Source organism: Roseburia sp. 499, from assembly GCF_001940225.2.
Classification (GTDB): Bacteria; Bacillota; Clostridia; order Lachnospirales; family Lachnospiraceae; genus Petralouisia.
The window spans coordinates 1,402,913-1,429,396 of record NZ_CP135164.1; the positions used below are offsets into that span (position 1 = coordinate 1,402,913).

The window sequence follows — 26,484 nt, forward strand, 5'->3', positions numbered from 1 at the left end:
TCTTTGGAAAGGTCAAAGGCAAACTTCTTTTTTGTTGCATATAGTAATAGAAAAAGGAAATAACAATGGACAGAGTCAGAAAAATCATGAGGGCACAGCAGGCATATCGCAGAGGATATTTTGGGGAAGAAATCGGAGTTGCAGTTTTGGATACGGGAATCTTTCTACATCCGGATTTTGAAAAAAGAGTGGTATGTTTTCGAGATTATATTAGTGGAAGAACTGCTCCTTATGATGATAATGGGCATGGAACACATATTGCAGGTATTATAGGTGGAAACGGAACTGTTTCCGCTGGAAAATATATGGGAATTGCACCAAAATGTCATTTTATTATTATAAAAATTTTAGACCAGAAGGGAAATGGAAATACTGAAAATGTGGTAGAATCTATCAAATGGCTGGTTTCTCAAAAGGAACAGTATAAGATTCGAATTGTAAATATTTCCATTGGAATGGTATTAGAAGCGGAAAGTGCAGAACGTAAGCGGCTGTTACAAGCGGTAGATTATGCATGGGATAGCGGAATTGCTGTTGTGGCAGCCGCTGGAAATAATGGACCGGAAGAAAATAGTGTAACGGTACCTGGAATTTCCAGGAAAATTATTACGGTAGGATGTTTTGATGACACCAAAGAAGAAATTGGTGTGTCGAGACTAAAACCGGACTACTCTGGACAGGGGCCTACAGATAGCTGTATTGTAAAACCAGAGTTGGTAGTCCCGGGAACAAATGTAATCAGTTGTTCCGCAACAGGCGCTTATGTTAAGAAAAGTGGAACTTCAATGGCAGCTCCGATGGTGAGTGGAAGTATTGCACTCTTACTTTCGAAGTATCCCAAATTTTCACCGGCAGAGATAAAGTTGCGTCTTTATGAAAGAGCATTAGATTTGGGACTTTCTACATCAAAGCAAGGATGGGGAATGGTGGACATTGGAAGATTATTGTGATAAAGTAAGAAAGATGATGTACGTGAGAGGATGATTATGTGAAAAAAATAAAGAAGCTTTTATTGGGAAGAACTATGATTGTTGCAATGGCAATTCTCATACAGCTGTTATGGATATTATCGTTTTTGAACGGAGTTATAGTTAAATACTCATTTTTTAATACAATTATAGAAATAATAGCTATTATAGTGGTGCTGACTATTGTAAATAAGAGGAGTAATCCTTCCTATAAAATTGCATGGACTTTCGTAATTCTTGTGATTCCCATTGTCGGACTTCTAATATATTTTATTTTTGGACGTTCAGAACTTATGAGAAGAACAAGACGAAGAATGGAAGTGATTAATCAGGAAATGGAAAAGGAGCTTCCAGATGGGACTGCATATATGGAGGAAATACGCAATAAGGATAAGAGCGTTTATAATCAGGTAAAATACATTAATGATTGGGCAAACTTTCCGGTCTATCGTAATACAGAAACAAAGTATTATCGAGTGGGCGAAGAAATGTTTCCAGATATTTTGGAGGCTTTGAAAAGTGCAGAACATTTCATCTTTATGGAATACTTCATTGTAGAAGAAGGTGCCATGTTTAACCCTATTTTGGATATTTTGAAAGAAAAGGCAGCACAGGGGGTAGATGTACGCTTTATTTATGATGACTTTGGATGTGTTACTACGTTGCCTGCAAAGTATTATGAGACAATGCAATCCTTTGGAATTCAATGCGTAAAGTTTAACCCACTGTATCCGGTGATGTCTGTTATTATGAACAATAGAGATCACCGGAAGATTCTGGTGGTTGACGGAAAGATTGGATTCACCGGAGGTATTAATCTGGCAGATGAATATATTAATGAGGTAGAACGTTTTGGCTATTGGAAGGATACAGGAATAAGGCTGATTGGAGATGCTGTATGGAGCTTTACGGTAATGTTTTTGGAGATGTGGAGTTACATTACAAGAAAGCCTCAGGGAGATATTGCAAGATTTCGTCCGCAACTTTATCAGACAGAAAAATTTGAGAATGATGGTTATGTACAGCCTTATGATGATAGCCCATTGGATCATGAGACCTCCGGAGAAAATATTTATATGAACATTATAAACCGGGCAAAGAATTATGTTTATATTTTTACTCCGTATTTGATTCCGGATCATGAAATGATAAAATGCCTACAAAATTCAGCTAAAAGTGGTGTGGATGTCCGCATTATTATGCCGGGAATACCGGATAAGAAGGTCGTATATTGGATGGGACAGTCATATTATGAAGAATTGTTGGAGAGTGGCGTAAAAATTTATCAGTACAAGCCAGGATTTGTTCATGCAAAATGTTTTGTATGTGATGATGAGATAGCAACCGTTGGAAGTATTAATATGGATTACCGTAGCTTATATCTTCATTTCGAGTGTGGTGTGTGGATGTATCAGTCCAAAGCTGTGTTGCAGGTGAAAGAAGATGTTATGAACACTTTGACGGAGTGTGAGGAGATTACGATGGAATTCTGCCGGAAGAGGCCGGCAGTCATCCGCACAATTTTGGCTGTTATTAAGATATTTACTCCATTACTGTAATTCGTTGCATCAAGACATAAGAAATACTTTAAGAGCTTGTTTAAAGTAATCTTTGAAATTTGCTTTTTTAATAGTATTCTGGAAGAGAATATTTACCGAACCGATTTCTTTTCCGTTTAGTTTGTATATGGCTTTTCCTGCGATGGAGGATTTTTTTAAAGGAGCAGCAACCGTTTGGGGAAGTTTTAGTTCTTTGGTAATCTTGGACAGGTCGGCACCCGTTGTATCCAGATAAGAAAAATCGGATTCATAAGAAATTGAAACAGAATCTTCGACACCACCGTTTACTATAAGCTCGGGCAATGCATCCTGATTTTTATCATGATAAATCTTGCATTTTCCAAAGCCATAATTTAAAAGAGTTACTGCGTCTTGAAATCGAACTTTGTAGTCAGGAGCAGCCATTACTACGGCGATGAGTTCCATATCATCGCGCTCTGCAGTGGCAGAAAGGCAATATTTTGCCTGCGAAGTGGAACCGGTTTTTAAACCTGTGGCATATTCATATTGTTTAATCAGTTTGTTCGTATTAGTAAGTCCAAACTCCGTAGAGCCCTTTGCAGTTACATGAGTAATGGTGTCCATCCAAACAGTGCAGTAATTATGTATTTGAGGATATTTTGTAATTAATTCTCGTGACATGATGGCAACATCGTAAGCAGTGGTCATATGACCTTCGGTGTCTAGTCCACAGCAGTTGACAAAGGTAGTATCATTCATGCCGAGTTTTTTTGCACGCTGATTCATCTGATTTACAAATTCTTGTTCGCTGCCGAAAATATATTCAGCCATGGCAACACAGGCATCGTTGGCACTTGCAATAGAAATGCATTTTAACATGGTATCTACCGTCTGGGTTTCTCCGGGTTCTAGGAACACTTGGGAACCACCCATGCTTGCGGCATATTCAGATACGGTTACTGTGTCATCAAGCGAAATGGTCCCATTTTCTAAAGCGTCAAAGATAAGTATCATAGTCATGATTTTTGTGATGCTGGCAGGATGAAGAGGAATATGAGAATCTTTTTCATAAATCACTTGTCCGGTAGAGGCTTCCATTAAGACAACAGAAGGAGCGGAAACGGATACTTCTTCCGGAGAAGTTGGGGTCGGTGTTTCAGAAGTAGGAAAGAAAGAAGTAAGAAGTATAGATACGGATAAAAATAGAGATAAAATACAACGCATGGCAAAACCTCCAAATGTTATAGTACAGTTTAATCCCAAAGCCTGTCTGTTATTCCATTTTCCAAGTAGGAATGAGAAGATATGGCGAGAAAGGCAGTAAAATGGTAAAAATATTAGTGATTTTATTTTTTTTAGGAATATTATTTATTCTATGGCAAAAATGGGAACTGACCAAATTTGAAGTGACAGATTATGCCGTAATGTCAGAAAAAATAAAAAAGGCACATAGAGCCATAGTGATTACAGATCTTCATGGATTTACTTATGGAAAAAAAAATCAACATTTATTAGAGAAAATTAAAGATTGTAACCCGGAGATGATATTAATTCCCGGTGATTTAATTGTGTCTAAATATTCTGATACCTTTGGAACTGCATTAGAACTTCTGAAAGAATTGGTGAAGATTGCCCCGGTGTATTACAGTTTTGGAAACCATGAGACACGTTTGCGAAGTCCTGAAAAAATGAATCATTGTGCTTTTCAAAATTATGTGGAAGAGGCAGAAAAAATAGGGGTAAAGATTTTAAATAATAAGAGTTTTTTAGTTTCGGAGTTAGAAAACATTCGTATAATAGGTCTGGAGCTTCCTGTTGGGTATTATGAAAAAGGAAGAATTGTTCCAATGAAATCAGATGTTTTAGAAGACTTATTGCCAATGCCTGAGAAAAATGATTATGTCATTTTGCTGGCACATAATCCGGCATATGCGGAGTATTATGCAAAATGGGGGGCGGATGTTACTTTTTGTGGACATAATCATGGGGGACTGATAAGGATACCGGGAATCGGAAGTTTATTATCTCCTCAACTTACTTTGTTTCCGAAATATGATGCAGGAAAGTTTCAGAAGGAAGGCAAGGATATTATTGTAAGTCGTGGAATTGGCACGCATACCTTTCATATCAGAATATTTAATCGAGCAGAATTATTGAATATTCAGTTTTTGCCTAAATAAGACAATAACTTGTAGTATAGGAGGGAGATGTCATACTAAATATTGTAAATTTTGCTTGAATTTTTTTGAGCCAGCGGGTAAAATAGAATACGTTAGAGATTATGGGAGCGTGTATATGGAATTAACGGTAAAGTTGCAGGTGTTTGAAGGTCCGTTGGATTTGTTATTGCATCTGCTTGAAAAAAATAAAGTAAATATTTATGATATTCCAATTGTAGAGATTACAAATCAGTACTTGGCGTATATTGGGGAAATGAAACGTCAGGATTTGAATGTTATGAGTGAGTTCCTTGTAATGGCAGCTACACTAATTGATATTAAGTCTAAAATGCTATTGCCTAAGGATGAAACGGAAGAAGAGGAAGAAGATCCAAGAGCAGAATTGGTACAGAAATTATTGGAGTATAAGATGTATAAATGTATGTCCTATGAGCTAAAGGATCGTCAGATGGATGCAGAAAGAGTCTTGTTCAAAGTACCAACTATTCCGGAAGAAGTGCGTAAATATGAGGAACCGGTAAATGTTGCAGAATTAGTTTCGGATATTACTTTGAAGAAGCTCAATGATATATTTAAGTCTATTATGAAGAAGCAAGTAGACAAGATTGACCCGATTCGTTCTCAATTTGGAAAAATAGAGAAGGAAGAGGTATCCTTAGAGGAACGGATGGAATATCTGGAAAATTATGCGATGGTACATAGAAATTTCAGCTTCCGGGGACTGTTGGAAGCACAGAGCAGTAAGATGGAGATTATCGTTACTTTTCTGGCAATTTTAGAATTAATGAAAACGGGTAAAATTTATATTTCTCAAGAAAATATTTTCGATGACATTTTCATTGAATCAAAGGTTGCAGCATAAGCTCAAAAGGAGTAATATAATGATATTAGAAGAAAAGGAAGCAATTATAGAAGCGGTTCTTTTTTCCATGGGAGAATCGGTGGAACTTGCAAAATTGGCTGAAGTGTTGGAGATAAGCAAGGACGAAACAAAAGACATTATTTACAATATGATGGACAAGTACGAGAAAGAACAGCGTGGAATTCAGATTATTGAGATAGAAGATGCTTTTCAGATGTGTACTAGAAAAGAAATGTACGAATATCTGATTAAGATTGCAAAGCAACCGAAACGTCATGTGTTGACGGATGTTTTGTTGGAAACGCTATCAATTATTGCGTATAAGCAACCCATTACGAAATTGGAGATTGAGAAGATACGCGGGGTCTCCTGCGACCATGCCGTAAATAAATTGGTGGATTATAACCTAGTCTGTGAGATTGGCAGACTGGACGCACCGGGCAGACCTTTGCTCTTTGGTACAACAGAGGAATTTTTGCGAAGTTTCGGGGTACAGTCATTAGATGAACTTCCTGTGTTGAATCCGGAACAGGTAGAAGAATTCAAACAGCAGGCAGAAGAGGAAATGCATTTGAAACTAGATGTATAATTAAAGGAGGAATTTTTTTATGGGAAACGAAAGCAGAATCTTGGAGGAATTGAAGGAAACAATGCCGTTATTTCGGCAATTAGCAACGAATGATGTATATCTTTCTCTGTTTAGTAGAACAGAGGTGCTTGGTGTATGGAAAGCAGATGAATTTCAGGTAGATTTTGTGCAGGTGGGTGAGACGTTAAGCCGTTCTAATCCAAAGCATGGATTCGTTCTTGATGCGATGGAAAAGGGAAGTGCTATTGAGGCAGAAGCGCCAGAAGAATTCTTTGGAATTCCGGTACGTGGAAATTTAATTCCGGTCTATGAAGATGGTCAGGTTGTAGGTGTGGTTGCAAGTATGGTTTGTATCAAGGAGAATAAAAGAATTGGTTCAATGGTAGAATCTTTTGACAGCAATCTGAGTGAAGCTTTGCGGAGCATAGAAGAAATAGCAAAGGGTGCTAGTGATTTGTCAGATAAGTTAAATAACATTCATGCTACGTCTGAAATGGTCGGAGATCAGGCAGATAAGGCTTCTAAGCTGGTAAGTGCTATTCAAGGAAATGCGTCACGTTCTAATATTCTTGCGTTGAATGCATCCATCGAGGCTGCTAGAGCTGGTGAAGCAGGAAGAGGATTTGCAGTAGTAGCGAATGAAATGGGAAAATTGGCTCAGGTCAGTGGAAGCTCTGCAAAGGAAATAGATACGTCTCTTACAGATATTTTTGAAGCAGTAAAACGAGTAACCGATGAAGTAACCCAAGCAACGGAAGTTGCTACAGCACAAGCAACAGAAACAGATAAAATCATTGCGACCCTTGAGGATATTGTATCTTGGGCAAGCGAGTTGACAGAATTTGTAAGAAAGTCTAATTAAGAAGAACAGGAACCCTTTATGTGAAAACATAAGGGGTTTTTCTTTTGGAGTCTAGTTGCGTTGTTCTAGGTAAAAGGAAAAATACATATAGTAAAAGGAAAAAGCAGAAAAGAAGATAAAATGGCGAAAAGAAAATTTGGACTTATACTTTTGTCTGTTGTGATGTGTATTCAGTTATGCAAAGACTTTTTTCTGCCAGTTTGTGCGGAAGAACAAAATGATTTGAGACTATATGCGAAAAGTGCGGTTTTGATGGATGCGGAAAGTGGAAGAGTATTATATGAAAAGGACGGAAATATCCATATGCCCAATGCCAGCACTACTAAAATTATGACTTGTATTTTGGCAATTGAAAATGGCAATCTGGAGGATGAAGTCAAAGTAAGCAGTTATGCGGCTTCTATGCCAAAAGTGCGTTTGGACATGAGCACGGAAGATACCTTTTATCTAAAGGATTTGCTTTATTCCCTTATGTTGGAATCTCATAATGATTCTGCAGTTGCTATTGCAGAGCATATAGGTGGAAGTGTAGAAGGCTTTGCAGCTATGATGAATCAAAAGGCAAAAGAGTTAGGATGTACAGATACATATTTTATTACACCGAATGGTTTGGATGCCCGGGATGATAGAGGAGTACATGGAACAACAGCGACGGATTTGGCGCGAATTATGAGTTATTGTATCAAAGATAAGACTTTTTTGGAAATCACTCAAACTGCAAGTTATAGTTTTTCTGATATTGCAGGAACAAAAACATATAGCTGTAACAATCACAATGCCTTTTTGCAAATGATGGATGGAGCGTTGTCGGGAAAAACAGGATTTACAGGAAATGCAGGATATTGTTATGTTGGAGCTTTGAAAAGGGATGACAGGACCTTTGTTGTAGCACTTCTGGCATGTGGATGGCCTAATAATAAAACATACAAATGGGCAGATACCAAGCAATTGATGAACTATGGGTTGGAAAATTATACTTACGAAGATGTGTTTGAATATGAAAAAGAACTTCCGGATATTGTAGTGGAAAATGCAGTTCCGAAGAACGGAAAGCTTTATCAGCAAGTAGAGGTTCCGGTGAAAATGGAAGAGACTGCATTACAAGTGTTAAAAAGGAGTGACGAGCAGATACATACGGTATATGATATTCCAAAGAAATTAAAAGCACCGATAAAGGACGGAGAGAAAGTTGGAAATGTGACTTATTATCTTGGGGAGAAAAAAATAGGAGAGTTTCCAATAAAATCCGATGGGACAGTAGAAGAATTAGATTTTTCCTGGTATGTTAATTATATCTTAGAACGATTTTTAATGGAGAAGAAATTATGTATAAATTTCCAGTAAAAGTAATATAAGTTAGTGAAAAAATCAACAAAAAACGGAAATTGTCTATTGAAAAATATGTGCAAAAGATATACAATTATAATTGGATGAGAAGTAAGAAAAATTTAAAATACAACATGGAGGTCTAAGGAATGAGTAATACTACAAACTCAGCAAGACAGAGGATTGTCGGTCTTCTTGACGAGAAAAGTTTCATGGAAATCGGTGCTCTGGTAACAGCAAGAAACACAGATTTTGATTTAAACCAATCTGAAACTCCTTCTGATGGAGTAATTACCGGTTATGGTCTGATTGATGGAAATCTGGTTTATGTGTACAGTCAGGATGCAGCTGTGTTGAATGGTACCATTGGTGAGATGCATAGCAAGAAGATTGCGGCTGTTTATGACATGGCAATGAAAATGGGAGCACCAGTGATTGGATTGATTGACTGTGCCGGTATGCGTTTGCAGGAATCCGTGGATGCATTAAATGGTTTTGGTGAGATTTATGCAAAGCAGGTAATGGCAAGTGGTGTGGTTCCACAGATTTCGGCCATATTTGGTAACTGCGGTGGCGGCCTTACCGTTATTCCGGCATTGAGCGATTTCGTGTTTGTGGAGAAGGAACAGGGAAGAATGTTTGTAAACTCACCCAATGCACTTCCGGGAAATAATTTAGCAAAATGCGATACCGCTGTAGCTACATATCAGAGTGAGAACAATGGATGTATTGATGGAGTTGGAACAGAGGTAGAGATTCTAACACAGATTCGAGAATTGATCTGTATGCTTCCGGGTAATAATGCCGGCGGAGGAAGAGAAGAAGAGTGTACCGATGATTTGAATCGGGTATGTGAGAATCTTGAAAATTGTGTAGAGGATGCACGCCTGATACTTACCAATATTGCAGATGATAATCTGTTCTTGGAAACAAAGAAAGATTATGCAAGAAATATGGTGACTGGTTTTTTGCGTTTAAACGGAATGACAGTGGGTGCTGTTGCCAATAGCAGTGCTGTATTTGATGAAAATGGAGAAAAGAAAGAGAGTTTTGATAAGGGGCTTACTGCAAGAGGATGTAATAAGGCAGCAGAATTTATTCAATTCTGTGACGCGTTTGATATTCCGGTATTGTCTCTTACTGCGGTAGAAGGATTTGCAGCTAGTACATGTTCTGAAAAGAATCTGGCAAAGGCAATGGCACATATGACCGTTGCATTTGCAGGAGCTACGGTTCCGAAGGTAAATATTATCATCGGAAATGCTTACGGAACTGCATCTGTTATGATGAATAGCAAGTCTATTGGTGCAGATTTGGTATATGCATGGGAAGGAAGTAAAATTGGGATGATGGATGCTGCATTGGCAGCAAAAATCATGTATGAGGACAAGGGCTCGGATGTAATTGCCCAAAAGGCAAAAGAATACGAAGAATTACAGTCTTCCGTTCTTACAGCAGCAAGACGTGGGCTTGTAGATCTTATTATTTCACCGGCAGATACCAGAAAATATGCAGTAGCAGCATTTGAAATGCTTTATACAAAAGGTGCTGGAGAACCTGTAAAAAAACACATAGCAAAATAGAAAGGTGAAGCTTATGAAGAAGAAAATAGCGCTCATACTGAGCCTATGTCTTATGGTGCTTTGTATGGCAGCCTGCGGAGAAGATCCGACCAAGGTTGACTATAATGGATATAGTTATGATGAGTTGAAGCAAGAGGTGCAGGGAATGGCGGAAGCTTTGACAGCTATGTCGGATGAGGAAATAGAGCAGTATAAGAAAATAGAGGATGAACAGTATGCAATGTTGGCAAATGTAGCAACACGCTGGAGTGACTCTATCGAGGATGTGGGAGAATATCGTGAACTTGGAGAATTTACTATAACAAAGTCGGGAAAGACTCTTACCTGTGAACAGGAGATTGTTTTTGAAGAAAGATCTGTAATTCTCACTTATGTGTTCACATATTACAATATGCAGTTAGATGATATTACCGTAGATCCGGTTCAAACATTGGGAGAAAAGATGGCAAATGCCGGATTAAATACACTGATGGGAATGGGTGTTGTGTTTACGGTTCTTATCTTAATCAGTTTGATTATATACTGTTTTAAGATATTTCCATATCTGGAGCAGAAGAGAAAAGCAAAGAAAAGTGCTATAGTTCAGCCAACAGAAGAAATAGTTACAGAAAGCGTACCTGTTGCAATGCAGGATGATTTAGAACTGGTAGCAGTTATTGCAGCGGCAATTGCAGCATCCACAGGAACTTCTACAGATGACTTTGTAGTTCGTTCTATCAAGAGAAGATTTTAAAGGTAGATTCAGGAGGAAACGAAAATGAAGAATTATACAATTACCGTTAATGGAAATGTTTATGATGTTACAGTAGAAGAAAATGGAGCCTCTGCGGGTACAGCAGCACCAAGAAGAGCAGCAGCTCCTGTCGCAGCACCAGCAGCACCGGCGGCTCCAAAGGTAGCAGGCGGTGCCGGAAGTATTAAAATTGAAGCTGGAGCAGCCGGAAAAGTATTTAGTGTAGATGCTAAGCCAGGCGATACAGTAAAACGTGGTGATACCGTACTGGTTTTGGAAGTTATGAAGATGGAAACACCTGTTGTTGCACCGGAAGATGGTACGGTAGCAAGTATCGATGTAACTGTAGGACAGGCGGTAGAAGCAGGTGCATTACTGGCAACTATGAACAAATAATCAGGAGGGCAAAATATGAGTTACGTAGGAGAAACATTATCAAACCTCCTGCATCAGACTGCATTCTTTAATCTGACTTGGGGAAATTATGTCATGATTTTAGTGGCATTCATATTTCTTTTCCTTGCTATTAAGAAAGGATTTGAACCCCTGCTGTTGGTTCCGATTGCGTTTGGTATGTTATTGGTAAATATTTATCCGGATATTATTGCATCGCCGGAAGAGACCAGTAATGGTGTAGGTGGTTTATTGTATTATTTTTATACCTTAGATGAGTGGTCTATCCTTCCTTCCCTGATTTTTCTTGGAGTAGGAGCGATGACAGACTTTGGACCGTTGATTGCAAATCCAATCAGTTTCCTGCTTGGAGCAGCAGCGCAGTTTGGTATTTTCGGTGCGTATTTCATGGCAATTCTGTTAGGATTTAATGATAAAGCGGCAGCGGCAGTATCCATTATCGGAGGTGCTGATGGTCCAACCTCAATTTTCCTTGCAGGAAAATTGGGACAGACCGGATTGATGGGGCCTATTGCAGTGGCGGCATACTCCTATATGGCATTGGTGCCTATTATACAGCCACCAATTATGAAACTGTTTACGACCAAAAAAGAGCGTGCTATTAAGATGGAGAATTTAAGACCGGTTTCTAAACTGGAGAAAATCTTATTCCCAATCGTGGTTACAGCAATTGTTTGTTTGCTTTTGCCGACAACAGCACCATTGGTAGGTATGCTGATGCTTGGAAATCTGTTCCGTGAATGTGGTGTGGTTCGGCAGTTGTCAGAAACAGCATCCAATGCGTTAATGTATATTGTAGTTATTTTATTGGGAACTTCAGTAGGTGCTACTACCAGTGCAGAGGCATTTTTAAATATAACTACGCTGAAGATTGTAGGACTTGGATTAGTGGCATTTATGTTTGGTACGACAGCTGGTGTGTTATTTGGTAAGCTGTTATGTAAGCTTACACATGGAAAGATTAATCCATTGATTGGTTCCGCAGGTGTATCTGCTGTGCCAATGGCGGCACGTGTATCGCAAAAAGTAGGTGCAGAAGAAGACCCGACGAATTTTTTACTTATGCATGCAATGGGACCGAACGTTGCCGGAGTTATCGGTACAGCGGTAGCAGCTGGTGTATTTATGGCGATTTTTGGAATATAAAACAGTTTGCTGTTTTATGAGTAAGTAGCGAAGCGGATTACAAATATCCGCTGAAGAGGAAGCCGTAAGGCGGAATGAGAGGTAAAATATGGCTGAACAGATTAAAAAACCAGTAAAAATTACTGAGACAGTACTTCGTGATGCGCATCAGTCTTTGATTGCGACACGTATGACGACAGAGCAGATGTTGCCGATTGTAGATAAAATGGACAAGGTTGGTTTTCATGCAGTAGAATGTTGGGGTGGAGCTACCTTTGATGCATGTCTTCGTTTTTTGAAAGAAGATCCATGGGAAAGATTAAGAAAATTAAAAGATGGATTTAAGAACACAAAATTGCAGATGTTATTCCGCGGACAGAATATTTTGGGATATCGTCCTTATGCAGATGATGTAGTGGAATATTTTGTACAGAAGTCTATTGCAAACGGAATTGACATTATTCGTATTTTTGACTGTCTGAATGATATTCGTAACCTTCAAACAGCAGTAAGTGCATGTAACAAAGAAAAAGGACATGCGCAAGTGGCATTATCCTACACGCTAGGAGATGCTTATACCTTAGATTACTGGATGGATATGGCGAAAAGAGTAGAGGATATGGGAGCCGACTCTCTGTGTATCAAGGATATGGCAGGACTATTGGTGCCACAGAAGGCAGATGAGCTGATTCGGGCATTGAAAGCATCTACCAGCCTTCCGGTTGAACTCCATACACACTATACCAGTGGAGTTGCTTCGATGACTTATATGAAGGCAGTAGAAGCAGGGTGCGATATTATTGATACCGCAATGTCTCCATTTGCCCTTGGAACTAGTCAACCGGCAACTGAAGTTATGGTAGAAGCATTTAAGGGAACGGAATATGATACTGGATTAGATCAGACGAAGTTGGCAGAAATTGCTGATTACTTCCGACCGATGAGGGAAGAATGTCTGGAAAGCGGATTGATGAATCCGAAGGTATTAGGTGTAAATATCAAGACATTGCTATATCAGGTGCCGGGTGGTATGTTATCCAATTTGCTTTCACAGTTGAAAGAACAGGGAAAAGAAGATAAGTTTGAAGAAGTGTTGGCAGAAGTACCACGGGTAAGAAAAGACTTAGGAGAGCCACCTTTGGTAACACCTTCCAGTCAGATTGTGGGAACACAGGCTGTGTTTAACGTATTGATGGGAGAACGTTATAAGGTAGCGACCAAGGAAACAAAGGATGTTTTGCTTGGAAAGTATGGACAGACAGTAAAGCCGTTCAATCCGGAAGTGGTAGATAAAGTATTAGGAGAGGATAAAAAGAATGCGATTACCTGTCGTCCGGCAGATTTATTGGAACCGGAACTTGCAAAGATTGAAGAAGAAATGAAGCAGTGGAAGCAGCAAGATGAGGATGTGTTATCTTATGCGTTATTTCCTCAGGTTGCTACAGAATTTTTCAAGTATAGACAAGCACAGCAGACTAAGGTAGATGCAACCATTGCCGATAAGGAAAATGGAGCGTATCCTGTGTAATATATTTTGAATATCCTAGAAAAGCAGAAAACAAAGATGGTTTTCTGCTTTTTTTTTTGTAGGATTTTACTTAAAAATGGAGAAAAAAACAAAAAATATGTTATAATATACAAAAGCAAGGAGGCTTTTGAAGTATTAGGAGTAGTTGGAGGATTATAGTATGGAAAGAAGTATGTTGAATCAAGGTCTTGTATACACGAATGATGATTGTACCGGATGTAACAGATGTATCTCTGTCTGCCCGGTCTTAGAGGCAAATTACTCTTTACGGGATGGTAATGAGAATGTGATTCATGTAGATGGAGATGCATGTGTGCAGTGTGGGGCGTGCATGGATGCGTGTCACCACAACGCAAGAGAATTTAGAGATGATACCGTAGACTTTCTGGAAGCATTAAAGAATGGAGAGAAAATTAGTATTTTGATTGCGCCAGCCTTTATTGCTAATTATCCGGGAGAGTATCGCAAGGTGCTAGGGTATTTAAAGAGCCTTGGGGTAAACCGAATGATTAGTGTAAGCTTTGGGGCTGATATTACTACCTGGGGGTATTTGAATTATATTACAAAATATAATTTTAAAGGTGGGATATCACAACCATGTCCTGCAATTGTTAATTATATTGAAAAATACATACCGGATCTTACGGAGAAAATCGTTCCGGTACATAGTCCGATGATGTGTGCCGCAATTTATGTGAAGAAATACATGAATGTTAAGGATAAATTGGCTTTTATTAGTCCATGTATCGCAAAGAAAACAGAAATTATGCGTCCGGGAAACAAAGAATATATTTCTTATAATGTTACCTTTGCTCATTTAATGGAGCAATTAAAGGGAATTAATTTATCTAGTTATGATGCAATAGATGAATTGGAATATGGAATGGGAAGCTTATATCCACAACCGGGTGGATTAAAGGAAAATGTAGAACATTTCCTTGGAAGAGATGTTATGGTTCGCCAAATTGAAGGTGAAAGTCATGCATATCATTTTTTGGAAGAATATGCAAAGCGCGTGAAGGCTGGAAAGCCATTGCCGTTTTTAGTAGATGCATTGAATTGTGCAAACGGCTGTATCCATGGAACAGCTACAGAAGCCGGTACAGAAGATAATGATGATGTTCTTTTTGAAATTCAGAATCAGCGAATCAAGGCGAAGAAGGATGATAAAAAGAATCCGTGGGCGAAGGAAATTAGTTATGAGAAACGTTTGGAGAATTTCAATGCACAGTTTTCTGAATTGAGACTGGAGGATTTTCTTTGTAAATATTACCCTGCTGATAAAAAAGTACCAGTAAAGAATGAGCAAATTCAAGAAGGTTTTCAGGAACTTGGAAAGAATGCTCCTGCGGAGCAGAAGATTGATTGTGGTGCTTGTGGATATGATAGTTGTCGAAAGATGGCAGAGGCAATTGTTATGGGATATAATTACAAGGAAAATTGTATCCACTATGTAAAGAATGAGCTGATTGAAGAGCAAGGAAAAATAAAAGAAATGAATCGTCAGGAGCGGGAAAAACAGCAGAAGAAGGCGGAAGTTTATCAAGAAATAATGAAAGATTTTGAACAGATTAAAGAGTCGATTTCTGAACTGGCGATAGGAAACCAGAATTCAGCGGAGGATGCTACAACTATGGCACAGGCGGTAGGAGATATATCTGGATTTACAGATACATTGAGGGAATCTATGGGACAGGTAACCGAGGCAGTAAAAGGTTATGATAGTATCAATGAAGCAATTATTAAAATCTCTAATCAAACAGGTATGCTTGCATTAAATGCAGGAATTGAGGCGGCTAGAAGTGGCGAGGCAGGAAGAGGATTTGCAGTCATAGCAAATAGGGTGAGAGAATTATCAGAACAGACTAAAAGTGCAGTGGTTACCGGTAAGAAGCAGAGTGATGTATTGATGCCTGCTATGGAATCACTTGGAAATGAAACAGATTCTTTTATTAAGAATATTGAAGATATCAATACCAAGACATCTGCCCTTGCAGCTAGTAGCGAAGAGATTGCAGCCCAGACAGAAGTGATTGAAGAAGTGGTAAATCGGGTGGTAGAAAAAATGAAAGAGGTTGTGTCAGAATAAAAAACTATTGAGATGAAAGCAGCTTTTTGGTATAATAAAAAAAGCGACGGCGCTCATGGCAATGTGCCACGAGCGCCATTTTTTTGGAGGCAGAAAAAGTGGGAAATACCAATGAATTAGTGAATCGAATTAATGAACGGTATGGAAGTTTGAGTAAAGGCCAGAAAGTTTTAGCAGCTTACATTACGGATAATTATGATAAGGCTGTATTTCTTACGGCAGCCCGTTTGGGGGAAGTGGTAGGAGTCAGTGAATCTACAGTAGTTCGTTTTGCTACACATCTGGGATATAAAGGATATCCGGAATTTCAAAAAGCCCTGGAAGAAATGGTGCGAAACAAACTGAATTCTGTACAGAGGATGGAAGATACCTATGGAAGAATTAGTCAGTCTAAAATTTTGGAAACGGTACTGACTTCAGATGCAGAACGGATTCGTGACACTATGGAATCCATTGATGAACATGCTTTTGATCTTGCTGTGGATACCATTTTGAGTGCAAAGAATATTTATGTAATTGGGATACGAAGTTGTGCTCCGTTGGCAGAATTTCTTGCTTTTTATCTAAATCTTATGTTTAAAAATGTACATTTACTTCATACAAATAGTTCCAGTGAAGTTTTTGAGCAGATGGTACGCATTGATAAGAATGACGTTATTATAGGAATTAGTTTTCCGCGGTATTCCATGCGAACCTTAAAAGCGTTAGAATTTGCTAATAATCGTAATGCCAAAGTAATTACTTTGACAGACAGCGTACATTCTCCAATGAATTTGTATTCTTCCTGTAATTTGATTGCCAAAAGCGATATGGCGTCTATTGTGGATTCTTTGGTGGCACCCTTGAGTGTTATCAATGCCCTGATTATGGCATTGTGTATGAAAAAGCAGGGTGAGGTAGTAAAAACATTAGAGATGTTAGAGAATGTATGGGAAGAATATCAGGTATATGGAAATGACGAGATTAATTATATCGACGACTCCATGAAAATGCGTTATGCAAGGTTAGGAGACAAGAATGAGTAAGGTGATTGTAATAGGTGGCGGAGCTGCCGGTATGTTTGCTGCCATTCAAGCAGCAGAACAAGGACACTCTGTAGTGTTGCTTGAAAAAAATGAGAAGCTTGGTAAGAAGATTTATATTACAGGAAAGGGAAGATGTAATATTACCAATGCCTGTGATACAGAAGAATTATTTCAAAATGTGATGCGAAACAGTAAGTTTTTGTATAGTGCTTTTTATACCTGCAGCAATTATCAGGTAATGGATTTTTTTGAAAGTAATGGACTTCCCATTAAAACAGAACGAGGAGAGCGTGTATTTCCACAGTCTGACCATTCCTCAGATGTAATTGCAACACTTCAGCGTGTATTGAAGAAGCAGGGAGTGACGGTGCAACTTCATTCAGAGGTAAAGAAACTTAAAATAGAAGATGGACAGATAAAGGGTGTGCTTTTGAAAAATGGAAGCTTCCTGGAGGCAGAACGTGTCATTGTGGCAACCGGAGGCTGTTCCTATATAACGACTGGTTCTACTGGGGATGGTTACCGCTTTGCGCGGGAGGTGGGACATACGGTTACAGAACTTTATCCGGCATTGGTACCTTTTGAAACAGAAGAAAGTTGGATAAAGGAACTGCAGGGATTATCCCTAAAAAACGTTTCTGTAAAGATAGAAAAGAATGGAAAAGTGTTATATGATGCTTTTGGTGAGATGTTGTTTACACATTATGGTGTCAGTGGGCCTTTGTTATTAAGTGCTAGCAGTATGGTAAATGATTATGCAGATAAGATGCCATTGCAAATGAGCATAGATCTGAAACCGGCATTGGAGGAAGAACAGTTGGACAAGCGGATTTTGAGGGATTTTGAAGAGAATCAAAATCGTCAGTTCAAAAATGCGGTACAAAAGCTGTTTCCTGCAAAGATGATTCCGGTAATTATTCGCTTGAGTGGAATTTCACCGGAAAAAAAGGTAAACGAAATTACAAAGGAAGAACGTCAACAATTTGTAAAGCTGATAAAGGCATTTCCGTTGACATTATCTCGATTTCGAGATTTTAACGAGGCAATTATCACTCGGGGCGGTGTCAGTGTGAAAGAAGTGAATCCATCTACCATGGAATCAAAAATAGTAAAAGGGCTTTATTTTGCCGGAGAAGTATTAGACTTGGATGCACTGACCGGAGGATTTAATCTTCAGATTGCTTGGTCAACAGGTTACCTGGCAGGTAACAGTATAGAATAGAGAGAAAGAGGAGAAAAATATGGCTTTTAACATAGCAATTGATGGACCGGCAGGTGCCGGAAAAAGTACCATAGCCAAAAAGGTAGCGAAAGAGCTGTCTTATATTTATGTGGATACAGGAGCAATGTTTCGGGCAATGGCACTGTATTGTATCCGAAATGGAGTAAATAAGAACGAGGAAGAAGCAGTATCTGTAGCATGCGAACAAATAGATGTATCTATTTCCTATGAAAATGGAGAGCAACAGGTTCTGTTAAACGGAGAAAATGTGAATGGTTTTATTCGTACAGAAGAAGTGGGAAATACGGCTTCAGCTATCAGTGTTTATGGAAAGGTGCGAACAAAGCTTTTAGAGTTGCAACGCCAGCTTGCGGAAACTCAGAATGTAATTATGGATGGCAGAGATATTGGAACCTGTGTTCTTCCAAATGCCCAAGTGAAAATTTACCTGACTGCAAGTGTAGAGACTCGTGGAAAGAGACGTTTTCTGGAATTACAGGAAAAGGGGCAGAAATGTAATCTGGAAGACATCTGTGCAGATATACGAGAACGGGACTACCGTGACATGCATCGGGAAATTGCCCCGTTGAAGCAGGCAGAGGATGCTGTTCTGGTAGACAGTTCCGAGATGACGATTGATGAAGTAGTGAATGCCATTTTAAATCTTGTTGCACAAGCGCAACAGAAATAAAATATAAATTGAGGTCGTTGGTATGGAAGTAATACTTGCAAAAAGCGCTGGGTTCTGTTTTGGAGTAAAGCGTGCCGTGGATACGGTATATCAGCAGGCAGAAGAAAAAGATGGAAAAATATACACTTATGGGCCGATTATACATAACGAAGAGGTGGTAAAGGACTTGGAACAAAAGGGAGTTCAGGTTGTGGAAACCAAAGAAGAATTAAGAAAATGTAAGGATGGCACAGTTATCATTCGCTCCCATGGTGTCGGAAAAGAAATTTATGATTTACTGAAAGAAGAAAATATATCATATGTAGATGCAACTTGCCCCTTTGTACTAAAAATCCACCGTTTGGTAGAAAAGTACAGTAAGGAAGACTATCACGTGGTAATCATTGGAAATGGAGAGCATCCGGAAGTACAGGGGATTCATGGATGGAGTAGTAATCTGGAAGAAACAACTGTAATTTCTGCTCCGGAAGAAGCTCGAAAATTTAACCTAAAAGTACCAAAAAAGATATGTGTTGTTTCACAAACGACATTTAACAACAAGAAATTTAAAGAATTAGTTGAAATTATCGCGGAAAAAGGTTATGATATAATTGTTTTAAATACGATTTGCAATGCGACGCAGGAACGGCAGGCTGAAGCAAGAGAGATTGCCGGAAATGTAGAAGCGATGATTGTAATTGGTGGAAAGACTAGTTCCAATACGCAAAAGTTATTTGAAATATGTAAAAAAGAATGTGAAAATACTTGCTATATACAGACACTGAAGGATTTGGATTTGTCTAAATTACAGTCCATTAATAGCGTAGGTATTACCGCAGGGGCTTCTACCCCAAACAAAATTATTGAGGAGGTTCAAAAAAATGTCAGAAATGAGTTTTGAACAAATGTTGGAAGAATCATTTAAAACAATAAGAAATGGAGAGGTAGTCGACGGTACCGTTATTGATGTGAAACCAGACGAGATCATCTTGAACATTGGTTACAAGTCCGATGGAATCATTACTCGTAATGAATATACAAACGAACCAAATGTTGACTTGACCACAGTTGTATCCGTAGGTGATACTATGGAAGCTAAGGTACTGAAAGTAAACGATGGCGAAGGTCAGGTATTGTTGACATACAAGCGTCTTGCTGCAGAAAAAGGAAGCAAGAGACTGGAAGAAGCATTTAACAATCAGGAAGTGCTTACTGCAAATGTTGCACAGGTATTAGATGGAGGCTTAAGCGTAGTAATCGATGAAGCAAGAATTTTTATTCCTGCAAGCTTGGTATCTGATACATACGAAAAAGATTTGACTAAGTATAAGGATCAGGAAATTCAGTTTGTTATTACTGAATTCAATCCACGCAGAAGAAGAATCATTGGTGATAGAAAACAGTTATTGGTTGCAAAGAAAGCAGAATTACAAAAGGAATTATTTGCTAAGATTAATGTTGGAGATGTTATGGAAGGAACTGTTAAGAATGTTACAGACTTCGGTGCATTTATTGACTTAGGCGGAGCTGACGGATTGCTTCATATTTCTGAAATGTCTTGGGGCAGAGTAGAGAATCCAAAGAAAGTATTCAAAGTTGGCGATGTTGTTAAAGTATTTATCAAGGATATTAACGAAAACAAGATTGCATTAAGCATGAAGTTTGAAGATGAGAATCCATGGAAGGATGCAGCTTCTAAATATGCAGTGGGAACTGTTGTAAAAGGTGTAGTTGCAAGAATGACAGATTTTGGCGCATTTGTAGAATTAGCACCTGGTGTAGATGCATTGTTACACGTTTCACAGATTTCTAGAGAACATGTAGAGAAACCTGCTGATGTATTAAGCGTTGGACAGGAAATTGAAGCTGAAGTTGTTGATTTCAACGAAGAAGAGAAGAAAATCAGTTTAAGTGTAAAGGCACTGTTGGCTCCGGAAGAAGATGCGGAAGCAACTGATGCAGAATAAGTATAATCTGAAAACACGAAAGAGTAGGTGAATGCTATGTTTACCGGATATGAAGAGTTTAAGAAAGATATTTTTGCACTAACAAAGATTGATTTGAATGCTTATAAAGAAAAGCAGATGAAACGTAGGATTGATACCCTGATTACGAAGAATAGTGTCAATAACTACAAAGATTATGTAGCGTTGATTAAAAGTGATAAGGAAAAGTTTGAGCAGTTTGTAAATTTTCTTACAATTAATGTATCGGAATTTTACCGAAATCCAGAGCAATGGGAAATATTAGATAAAGAAGTATTTCCAACTCTAATTCAAAAGTTTGGAAAAAATCTTAAGATTTGGAGTGCTGCATGTTCTACAGGTGATGAACCATATTCTTTGGTAATGGCGCTGTCAAAGCATATACCTGTTAATCAGATTAAAATTATAGCAACTGATATTGATAAACAGGTACTGGATAAGGCAAGACTGGGTCTTTATAATGAGAAAAGTATTGCTTCTGTGCCGGCAGAGTTTAAGAAAAAGTATTTTAAGCAGATTGGAAGTTCTTACCAGATTTCTGATGAAATTAAGCGTCAGGTGGAATTTAAGGAACATAATCTGTTGAAGGATCCTTATCCTGCCGGATGTCATTTGATTGTCTGCAGAAATGTACTTATTTATTTTACAGAAGAGGCAAAAGAAGAGATTTATAAGAAGTTCAATGCTTCATTGAATAAAGAAGGAATACTTTTTATTGGAAGTACTGAGCAGATTATGAATTACAAAGAATTGAATTATTTAAGAAAACAGTCGTTTTTCTTTGAAAAAGCATAATGTAGCTTTTATTACGAAAAAAGAATTCCATTCATGGAATTCTTTTTTTGAATTGTGAATTATTACAATTTGGCATTAAGTAAATATTTTAACAAATGAAGCGAATATTTCTTTTGAGCTTCCGGGGAATCGGTGAAGTCTTCGGTCATTTCAAAATACAGTACTTTGTCGTGGTATTCCAATTTGAAGTAGGGCTCGAAGATTTCGGCATACTGTGGTAAGAAGCAACCTGTCTTTTTGCTGTAACAGGTCGCAGCTTTTGCACGGGTACGATAATTTTTATCTACATAAAAAGCTACACTTTTGTGAACTGCCATGTCCTCTTCAGGAAGATAATAATAATCCTTATAATTGGAATAGAAATACTTTAATTCACCCTGATATATTTTGACTTTAAGTTTGACCTGATTCTGAAAGCCGGTGAGATAAATGTCCTGAAAACCAAAGGAAAAACGTTTTGGTAAAGGAAAAGTGGTGTTTAAGTTAAGGTGAAGTTCTAATGCGTGAGAACCTTCATATTCTTCATAGGAACATTTTTCAAACCCAGTTACTTCAAAGTTTCCTTCAAAAAGCTGGACATAGGAGAGGATTGGTAATAAGTCAATCATTCCGGTTACATCCTCGTAATTATGAAGACGAAGTAGATTGAGGGCATCTTCAGAAGGAGAGTTTACATAACTGTCATATACGTTAATCAATTCTCCGCCAGAGTACATATCTTCCCTTTGAAGTCCAAGAAAGTGTTCAATGGTTTTCTGCTTTAAATTCTCCAATTTTAAAATATTTTTGTATTTTGAAAGAGACTTAAAAATATCAAGATATTGAAAATTACAAAATGGATCTAATAGTTTGTAATGCTGGAATCGTTCTTGTAGATAAGGGATATCAAAACCAATTCCGTTAAAAGTAATCAAAGTATTGTAATGTGTTAAAAGTGCTGAAAAAGCATTTAGAATTAGCTTTTCTTCGGAAGGATTTTCTGCAAAAAATTGCGTAGTGCATACGACATTTCCTTTTCTTGCGGCACAGCCAATTAAATAGACATGAGTGTGTTTTGCGGAAAATCCGGTAGTTTCAATATCAAAAAAAACAGAAGACTCCGAAAAGAGTATTTCTGTGATAGGATTATCCTTATTAAATGGAATTTCGTTTTGCCAGGTTTTCATAAGCTAAAAATATCTCCTTTCTCGATAAGTATAACATATTTTGAGTAAGGTTCAAATATCTATAAATACAATTAATAGTATAAATAATACAAATAAATATAAAAAAATACTAGTGCGCATGTAAAAAAGTACAAAAAATCAGTGTTATTAAATAAAAATTGTGGTATAATTATAACGATAAAGTTATTCGTGAAGAACGTAAAGTTTTTCATAGAGTAACAAATATAAAAATCATACATTTTATAGAGAAAGTGGGGCACAGAAAATGGGTTTAATGACATTTAGAGGTGGCGTTCATCCACATGATGGAAAAGAATTTTCCAAGGATAAGCCAATACGTGAATTATTACCCAAAGGCGAACTGGTATATCCAATATCACAGCATATCGGAGCGCCGGCAAGTCCTATCGTAGCTGTGGGTGATACAGTGTTGAGAGGACAGAAGATAGCAGAAGCAGGCGGTTTTGTATCTTCACCAATTTATTCCTCTGTATCAGGTACAGTAAAGGCGATTGAACCACGACGTGGAGCCGTTGGGGACATGGTGAATTCTATCATTATTGAGAATGATGGAGAGATGAAGGAAGTGGAGTATCAACCGGTAGATAATATCGATTCTATTTCCAAAGAGGATATTATCAATAAGGTGAAAGAAGCTGGTGTAGTAGGAATGGGTGGAGCCGGATTCCCTACACATGTGAAATTATCTCCGAAGGAGCCGGAGAAAATTGACTACATTATTGCCAACTGTGCAGAATGTGAACCATACCTGACAGCAGATTATCGTCGCATGATAGAGAATCCTGAAATGCTTGTAGAAGGTATGAAAATTGTATTAAAACTCTTTGATAATGCAAAGGGTATTTTTGGAATTGAAGATAATAAGCCAGATGCCATTGCAAAGGTGCAGGAACTGGTAAAAGATGAACCACGCATGGAAGTCTGTCCGTTACAGACAAAATATCCACAGGGTGGAGAACGTCAGTTGATTTATGCAACTACTCGCAGAGAAATCAATTCTACTATGCTTCCGGCAGATGCAGGATGTATTGTAGATAATGTAGAGACGTTGATTTCTATATATAATGCTGTAAAACTTGGAAAACCTGTTATGAATAGAATCTTTACTGTTACAGGTGATGCGGTAAAAGAGCCAGGTAACTTCAATATCTGTATTGGTATGAGTTATGCGGAGATTTTAGAAGAAGCAGGTGGCTTTAAAGAACAGCCGGAAAAGATTATTTCAGGTGGTCCAATGATGGGATTTGCTATGTTTGGACTGGATATTCCTACAACAAAGACATCATCCTCTTTACTTTGTCTTGCAAAAGATGATGTGGCAGCAAGTGAGACAACTGCATGTATTAATTGTGGACGATGCGTAGAAGCATGTCCGGAACGAATTATACCATCCAGACTTGCTAAAATGGGTGAACATGGTGACATGATCGGATTCGAAAAGTGGAATGGAATGGAATGTATTGAATGCGGAAGCTGTAGCTTTATTTGCCCAGCAAAACGTCCATTAGCACAGTCTATTAAGACAATGAAGAAACAGATACTTGCAGAGAGAAGAAAGAAAAATTAACGAAGAAAGAGGTGGCTTATTGTGAGTGATTTATATAACGTATCTTCATCACCACATGTACGTGCCAAAGATACAACAGCCAGAATCATGCTTTATGTAATTATTGCTTTATTGCCGGCAAGTGTTTTTGGTATTTGGAATTTTGGATTTAGAGCATTACTTTTAATAGCAGTTTGTATTGCAACTTGCGTAGTTTCAGAATGGCTTTTTGAATTAATAATACATAAAAAAAGCACAATTAGTGATTTGAGTGCAGTAGTAACAGGTCTGTTACTTGCATTGAACCTTCCGGTTAGTCTTCCGGTTTGGCAGGCAGTATTAGGAAGTGTATTCGCTATCGTAATTGTAAAGATGTTGTTCGGAGGTTTAGGACAGAACTTCATGAATCCTGCACTTGGTGCAAGATGTTTCTTGCTAGTATCCTTTGCAGGAACTATGACGAACTTTAACTGTGATGCTTATACTGGAGCAACTCCACTTGCAATGATGCGTAATGGCGAGAGTGTAGATACTATGAAAATGTTAATAGGTACTACCTCAGGAACCATCGGTGAGACATCTACCATAGCTATTTTGGTAGGAGCAATTATTTTGATTTTATTGGGAGTTATTGATTTAACGATTCCAGGAACCTATATTGTAACTTTTGTTGTATTTATCCTTTTATTTGGCGGACAGGGTATGGATTGGAACTATGTAACTGCACAGCTGTGTGGTGGTGGACTTATGTTGGGCGCATTCTTTATGGCAACTGACTATGTAACATCTCCGATTACTCCGCTGGGCAAGGTGGCATATGGTATTCTTCTTGGTGTCCTAACTGGATTGTTCCGTATTTTTGGTGCGAATGCAGAGGGTGTTTCTTTTGCAATTATCTTAAGCAACCTGTTAGTGCCGATTATTGAGAAGTTTACTATCCCAAGAGCATTTGGACAGAAAAAGGAGGTAAAGCAGCATGAATAAGAAAATTGTGCATGACGCGTTAATTTTAACTGCATTTACCCTGGTTCTTGGATTCATTCTTGGTGCAGTAAATGAGATTACGAAGGACCCTATTGCAAAGGCAAATAAAGCAGCACAGGATGCAGCATATCAGGAAGTATTCAAGGACGCAGATTCTTTTGAAGATAATGCAGACTTTACTGCTGAAAAAGCAGCAGAAATTATTGCAAAAAGTGATTATACCAATGATGAGATTATTGGTGTAAGTAATGCACTTGACAAATCAGGAAATGTAATTGGTTATGTAATCAATGTTACTTCCCACGAAGGAAGCCAGGCAGATATTACGTTTTCCGTAGGAATTAAGAGTGACGGAACAGTAAATGGATATTCCATTACATCTATTAGTGAAACCCCTGGATTAGGAATGCTGGTAAATGAAGATGATTTCAAAAAGCAGTTTAATGATAAGGCGGCAGAATCATTTTCTGTTGTAAAAACAGAACCTTCCGCAGACAATGAAATTGAGGCAGTTACAGGTGCAACTATTTCCTCCAAAGCAATCACTAATGGGGTAAATGCATGTCTGGTATATTTCAGCACTGCATTACAAGGAGGTAACTAAATATGAATAAGTATGTTGAAAGATTATATAATGGTATTATTAAAGAAAATCCAACCTTTGTATTAATGCTTGGTATGTGTCCGACACTTGCGGTTACATCCTCTGCAGTCAACGGACTTGGTATGGGACTTTCTACAACAGTAGTTTTGGTTATGTCCAATTTACTGATTTCTGCATTCCGTAAGATTATACCGGATGGAGTGCGTATGCCGGCATATATTGTTATTGTGGCTTCTCTGGTTACAGTAGTACAGTTCTTGATGCAGGCATATACACCTTCTTTATCAGCATCCTTGGGCGTATATATCCCATTGATTGTTGTTAACTGTATTATTTTAGGTAGAGCAGAAAGCTATGCATCTAAGAATCCGATTACACCATCTATCTTTGATGGTTTAGGAATGGGACTTGGATTTACCGTTGGTTTGACATTGATTGGTTTGGTACGTCAGATTCTTGGTTCTACGCTAGGAATTACCGTATTTGTTATGGCTCCTGGTGCTTTCCTTGTATTAGCATTTTTAGTAGCAGGTATGAATGTGGTACGTGATAAGATGGAGAAAAAAGGCAAACCATTGGCAGCTCCATCCGGATGTATTACCGGGGATTGTGCAAGTTGTTCCCAGTCAGCTATGTGTACCGGTAAATCCGTAACCAAGAAAACAGAAGAATAGGAGGCAGGAGTAG

General features: G+C 38.2%; 25 protein-coding genes. 23 read left to right on the top strand and 2 right to left on the bottom strand.

What is annotated here, in order from left to right; all coding sequences use genetic code 11:
- Positions 1-65 precede the first annotated feature (65 nt).
- Together BIV20_RS06995 and cls are read left to right on the top strand one after the other, a co-directional pair.
- The gene (locus tag BIV20_RS06995) at positions 66-950 is read left to right on the top strand and encodes a S8 family peptidase (protein WP_075719459.1); all 885 of its coding nucleotides are present in this window, start codon (positions 66-68) and stop codon (positions 948-950) included.
- A 38-nt stretch (positions 951-988) separates the two neighbouring features.
- Positions 989-2,527, top strand: coding sequence for a cardiolipin synthase (gene cls, locus BIV20_RS07000; RefSeq protein ID WP_075719461.1), 1,539 nt, complete (start codon positions 989-991; stop codon positions 2,525-2,527).
- Positions 2,528-2,536: 9 nt separating this feature from the next.
- On the opposite strand, the gene BIV20_RS07005 is transcribed toward cls, so the two are convergent.
- Entirely contained in the window at positions 2,537-3,712 is a 1,176-nt protein-coding gene (locus tag BIV20_RS07005; RefSeq protein WP_075719463.1) for a D-alanyl-D-alanine carboxypeptidase family protein, read from the bottom strand.
- 101 nt (positions 3,713-3,813) lie between these two features.
- Between BIV20_RS07005 and BIV20_RS07010 the strand changes: the two genes are divergently transcribed.
- From BIV20_RS07010 to BIV20_RS07090, 17 genes are all read left to right on the top strand, one after another.
- Entirely contained in the window at positions 3,814-4,668 is an 855-nt protein-coding gene (locus BIV20_RS07010; RefSeq protein ID WP_075719465.1) for a metallophosphoesterase, read from the top strand.
- A gap of 115 nt (positions 4,669-4,783) precedes the next feature.
- Entirely contained in the window at positions 4,784-5,530 is a 747-nt protein-coding gene (locus tag BIV20_RS07015) for a segregation and condensation protein A (protein WP_075720041.1), read from the top strand.
- 19 nt (positions 5,531-5,549) lie between these two features.
- A complete protein-coding gene (gene scpB / locus BIV20_RS07020) occupies positions 5,550-6,119 on the top strand; it encodes an SMC-Scp complex subunit ScpB (protein WP_075719467.1) in 570 nt (189 codons plus the stop codon).
- 19 nt (positions 6,120-6,138) lie between these two features.
- Positions 6,139-6,981, top strand: a complete 843-nt coding sequence (locus BIV20_RS07025) for a histidine kinase N-terminal domain-containing protein (RefSeq protein ID WP_075719469.1) — start codon at positions 6,139-6,141, stop codon at positions 6,979-6,981.
- A gap of 120 nt (positions 6,982-7,101) precedes the next feature.
- Positions 7,102-8,325, top strand: coding sequence for a D-alanyl-D-alanine carboxypeptidase family protein (locus tag BIV20_RS07030; protein WP_075719471.1), 1,224 nt, complete (start codon positions 7,102-7,104; stop codon positions 8,323-8,325).
- 131 nt (positions 8,326-8,456) lie between these two features.
- Positions 8,457-9,890, top strand: coding sequence for an acyl-CoA carboxylase subunit beta (locus tag BIV20_RS07035; RefSeq protein WP_075719473.1), 1,434 nt, complete (start codon positions 8,457-8,459; stop codon positions 9,888-9,890).
- 13 nt (positions 9,891-9,903) lie between these two features.
- Positions 9,904-10,623, top strand: a complete 720-nt coding sequence (locus BIV20_RS07040) for an OadG family protein (RefSeq protein ID WP_075719475.1) — start codon at positions 9,904-9,906, stop codon at positions 10,621-10,623.
- A gap of 24 nt (positions 10,624-10,647) precedes the next feature.
- A complete protein-coding gene (locus BIV20_RS07045) occupies positions 10,648-11,019 on the top strand; it encodes a biotin/lipoyl-containing protein (protein WP_075719477.1) in 372 nt (123 codons plus the stop codon).
- Positions 11,020-11,034: 15 nt separating this feature from the next.
- Complete coding sequence (locus tag BIV20_RS07050) at positions 11,035-12,183, top strand: sodium ion-translocating decarboxylase subunit beta (RefSeq protein WP_075719479.1); 1,149 nt, start codon at positions 11,035-11,037, stop codon at positions 12,181-12,183.
- 88 nt (positions 12,184-12,271) lie between these two features.
- On the top strand, positions 12,272-13,690 hold the full coding sequence (locus tag BIV20_RS07055; protein WP_075719481.1) for an oxaloacetate decarboxylase subunit alpha: 1,419 nt from the start codon (positions 12,272-12,274) through the stop codon (positions 13,688-13,690).
- A gap of 160 nt (positions 13,691-13,850) precedes the next feature.
- Entirely contained in the window at positions 13,851-15,779 is a 1,929-nt protein-coding gene (locus BIV20_RS07060; protein WP_083655125.1) for a [Fe-Fe] hydrogenase large subunit C-terminal domain-containing protein, read from the top strand.
- Positions 15,780-15,877: 98 nt separating this feature from the next.
- A complete protein-coding gene (locus tag BIV20_RS07065) occupies positions 15,878-16,804 on the top strand; it encodes a MurR/RpiR family transcriptional regulator (RefSeq protein ID WP_075719483.1) in 927 nt (308 codons plus the stop codon).
- Positions 16,797-18,026, top strand: a complete 1,230-nt coding sequence (locus BIV20_RS07070; RefSeq protein ID WP_075719485.1) for an NAD(P)/FAD-dependent oxidoreductase — start codon at positions 16,797-16,799, stop codon at positions 18,024-18,026. Before BIV20_RS07065 ends, BIV20_RS07070 begins: the two co-directional genes overlap by 8 nt.
- A gap of 19 nt (positions 18,027-18,045) precedes the next feature.
- Positions 18,046-18,717, top strand: a complete 672-nt coding sequence (cmk, locus tag BIV20_RS07075) for a (d)CMP kinase (RefSeq protein ID WP_075719487.1) — start codon at positions 18,046-18,048, stop codon at positions 18,715-18,717.
- A gap of 22 nt (positions 18,718-18,739) precedes the next feature.
- Positions 18,740-19,597 carry a 4-hydroxy-3-methylbut-2-enyl diphosphate reductase gene (ispH, locus tag BIV20_RS07080; RefSeq protein ID WP_075719489.1) on the top strand — a complete coding sequence of 286 codons (858 nt, stop codon included), beginning with the start codon at positions 18,740-18,742 and terminating at the stop codon, positions 19,595-19,597.
- Entirely contained in the window at positions 19,578-20,663 is a 1,086-nt protein-coding gene (rpsA, locus tag BIV20_RS07085; protein ID WP_075719491.1) for a 30S ribosomal protein S1, read from the top strand. Before ispH ends, rpsA begins: the two co-directional genes overlap by 20 nt.
- A gap of 36 nt (positions 20,664-20,699) precedes the next feature.
- The gene (locus tag BIV20_RS07090) at positions 20,700-21,476 is read left to right on the top strand and encodes a CheR family methyltransferase (RefSeq protein WP_075719493.1); all 777 of its coding nucleotides are present in this window, start codon (positions 20,700-20,702) and stop codon (positions 21,474-21,476) included.
- A 62-nt stretch (positions 21,477-21,538) separates the two neighbouring features.
- Here the strand turns inward: BIV20_RS07090 and BIV20_RS07095 are convergent, their stop codons facing one another.
- Positions 21,539-22,642, bottom strand: a complete 1,104-nt coding sequence (locus tag BIV20_RS07095; protein WP_075719495.1) for a ribonuclease H-like domain-containing protein — start codon at positions 22,640-22,642, stop codon at positions 21,539-21,541.
- Between the two features lie 265 nt (positions 22,643-22,907).
- Between BIV20_RS07095 and rsxC the strand changes: the two genes are divergently transcribed.
- The 4 genes from rsxC to rsxE are packed head-to-tail and all read left to right on the top strand — an operon-like array spanning position 22,908 to position 26,471.
- Complete coding sequence (gene rsxC, locus BIV20_RS07100) at positions 22,908-24,230, top strand: electron transport complex subunit RsxC (protein WP_075719497.1); 1,323 nt, start codon at positions 22,908-22,910, stop codon at positions 24,228-24,230.
- 21 nt (positions 24,231-24,251) lie between these two features.
- Positions 24,252-25,193, top strand: a complete 942-nt coding sequence (locus BIV20_RS07105; RefSeq protein WP_075719499.1) for an RnfABCDGE type electron transport complex subunit D — start codon at positions 24,252-24,254, stop codon at positions 25,191-25,193.
- The gene (locus tag BIV20_RS07110) at positions 25,186-25,797 is read left to right on the top strand and encodes an RnfABCDGE type electron transport complex subunit G (RefSeq protein ID WP_075719501.1); all 612 of its coding nucleotides are present in this window, start codon (positions 25,186-25,188) and stop codon (positions 25,795-25,797) included. The genes BIV20_RS07105 and BIV20_RS07110 overlap by 8 nt, the downstream gene beginning before the upstream one ends.
- A gap of 2 nt (positions 25,798-25,799) precedes the next feature.
- A complete protein-coding gene (gene rsxE, locus BIV20_RS07115) occupies positions 25,800-26,471 on the top strand; it encodes an electron transport complex subunit RsxE (protein WP_075719503.1) in 672 nt (223 codons plus the stop codon).
- Positions 26,472-26,484 lie beyond the last annotated feature (13 nt).

Bases quoted from the DNA above. Each gene is read 5' to 3' on its own strand.
- BIV20_RS07095 (WP_075719495.1), bottom strand. From the start codon at position 22,642: ATGAAAACCTGGCAAAACGAAATTCCATTTAATAAGGATAATCCTATC.
- BIV20_RS07035 (WP_075719473.1), top strand. From the start codon at position 8,457: ATGAGTAATACTACAAACTCAGCAAGACAGAGGATTGTCGGTCTTCTT.
- rsxE (WP_075719503.1), top strand. From the start codon at position 25,800: ATGAATAAGTATGTTGAAAGATTATATAATGGTATTATTAAAGAAAAT.
- rsxC (WP_075719497.1), top strand. From the start codon at position 22,908: ATGGGTTTAATGACATTTAGAGGTGGCGTTCATCCACATGATGGAAAA.
- BIV20_RS07010 (WP_075719465.1), top strand. From the start codon at position 3,814: ATGGTAAAAATATTAGTGATTTTATTTTTTTTAGGAATATTATTTATT.
- BIV20_RS07110 (WP_075719501.1), top strand. From the start codon at position 25,186: ATGAATAAGAAAATTGTGCATGACGCGTTAATTTTAACTGCATTTACC.
- cmk (WP_075719487.1), top strand. From the start codon at position 18,046: ATGGCTTTTAACATAGCAATTGATGGACCGGCAGGTGCCGGAAAAAGT.
- rpsA (WP_075719491.1), top strand. From the start codon at position 19,578: ATGTCAGAAATGAGTTTTGAACAAATGTTGGAAGAATCATTTAAAACA.
- BIV20_RS07025 (WP_075719469.1), top strand. From the start codon at position 6,139: ATGGGAAACGAAAGCAGAATCTTGGAGGAATTGAAGGAAACAATGCCG.
- BIV20_RS07030 (WP_075719471.1), top strand. From the start codon at position 7,102: ATGGCGAAAAGAAAATTTGGACTTATACTTTTGTCTGTTGTGATGTGT.
- BIV20_RS07005 (WP_075719463.1), bottom strand. From the start codon at position 3,712: ATGCGTTGTATTTTATCTCTATTTTTATCCGTATCTATACTTCTTACT.
- BIV20_RS07060 (WP_083655125.1), top strand. From the start codon at position 13,851: ATGGAAAGAAGTATGTTGAATCAAGGTCTTGTATACACGAATGATGAT.
- BIV20_RS07040 (WP_075719475.1), top strand. From the start codon at position 9,904: ATGAAGAAGAAAATAGCGCTCATACTGAGCCTATGTCTTATGGTGCTT.
- BIV20_RS07045 (WP_075719477.1), top strand. From the start codon at position 10,648: ATGAAGAATTATACAATTACCGTTAATGGAAATGTTTATGATGTTACA.
- BIV20_RS06995 (WP_075719459.1), top strand. From the start codon at position 66: ATGGACAGAGTCAGAAAAATCATGAGGGCACAGCAGGCATATCGCAGA.
- BIV20_RS07070 (WP_075719485.1), top strand. From the start codon at position 16,797: ATGAGTAAGGTGATTGTAATAGGTGGCGGAGCTGCCGGTATGTTTGCT.
- BIV20_RS07090 (WP_075719493.1), top strand. From the start codon at position 20,700: ATGTTTACCGGATATGAAGAGTTTAAGAAAGATATTTTTGCACTAACA.
- BIV20_RS07050 (WP_075719479.1), top strand. From the start codon at position 11,035: ATGAGTTACGTAGGAGAAACATTATCAAACCTCCTGCATCAGACTGCA.
- ispH (WP_075719489.1), top strand. From the start codon at position 18,740: ATGGAAGTAATACTTGCAAAAAGCGCTGGGTTCTGTTTTGGAGTAAAG.
- scpB (WP_075719467.1), top strand. From the start codon at position 5,550: ATGATATTAGAAGAAAAGGAAGCAATTATAGAAGCGGTTCTTTTTTCC.
- BIV20_RS07015 (WP_075720041.1), top strand. From the start codon at position 4,784: ATGGAATTAACGGTAAAGTTGCAGGTGTTTGAAGGTCCGTTGGATTTG.
- BIV20_RS07055 (WP_075719481.1), top strand. From the start codon at position 12,272: ATGGCTGAACAGATTAAAAAACCAGTAAAAATTACTGAGACAGTACTT.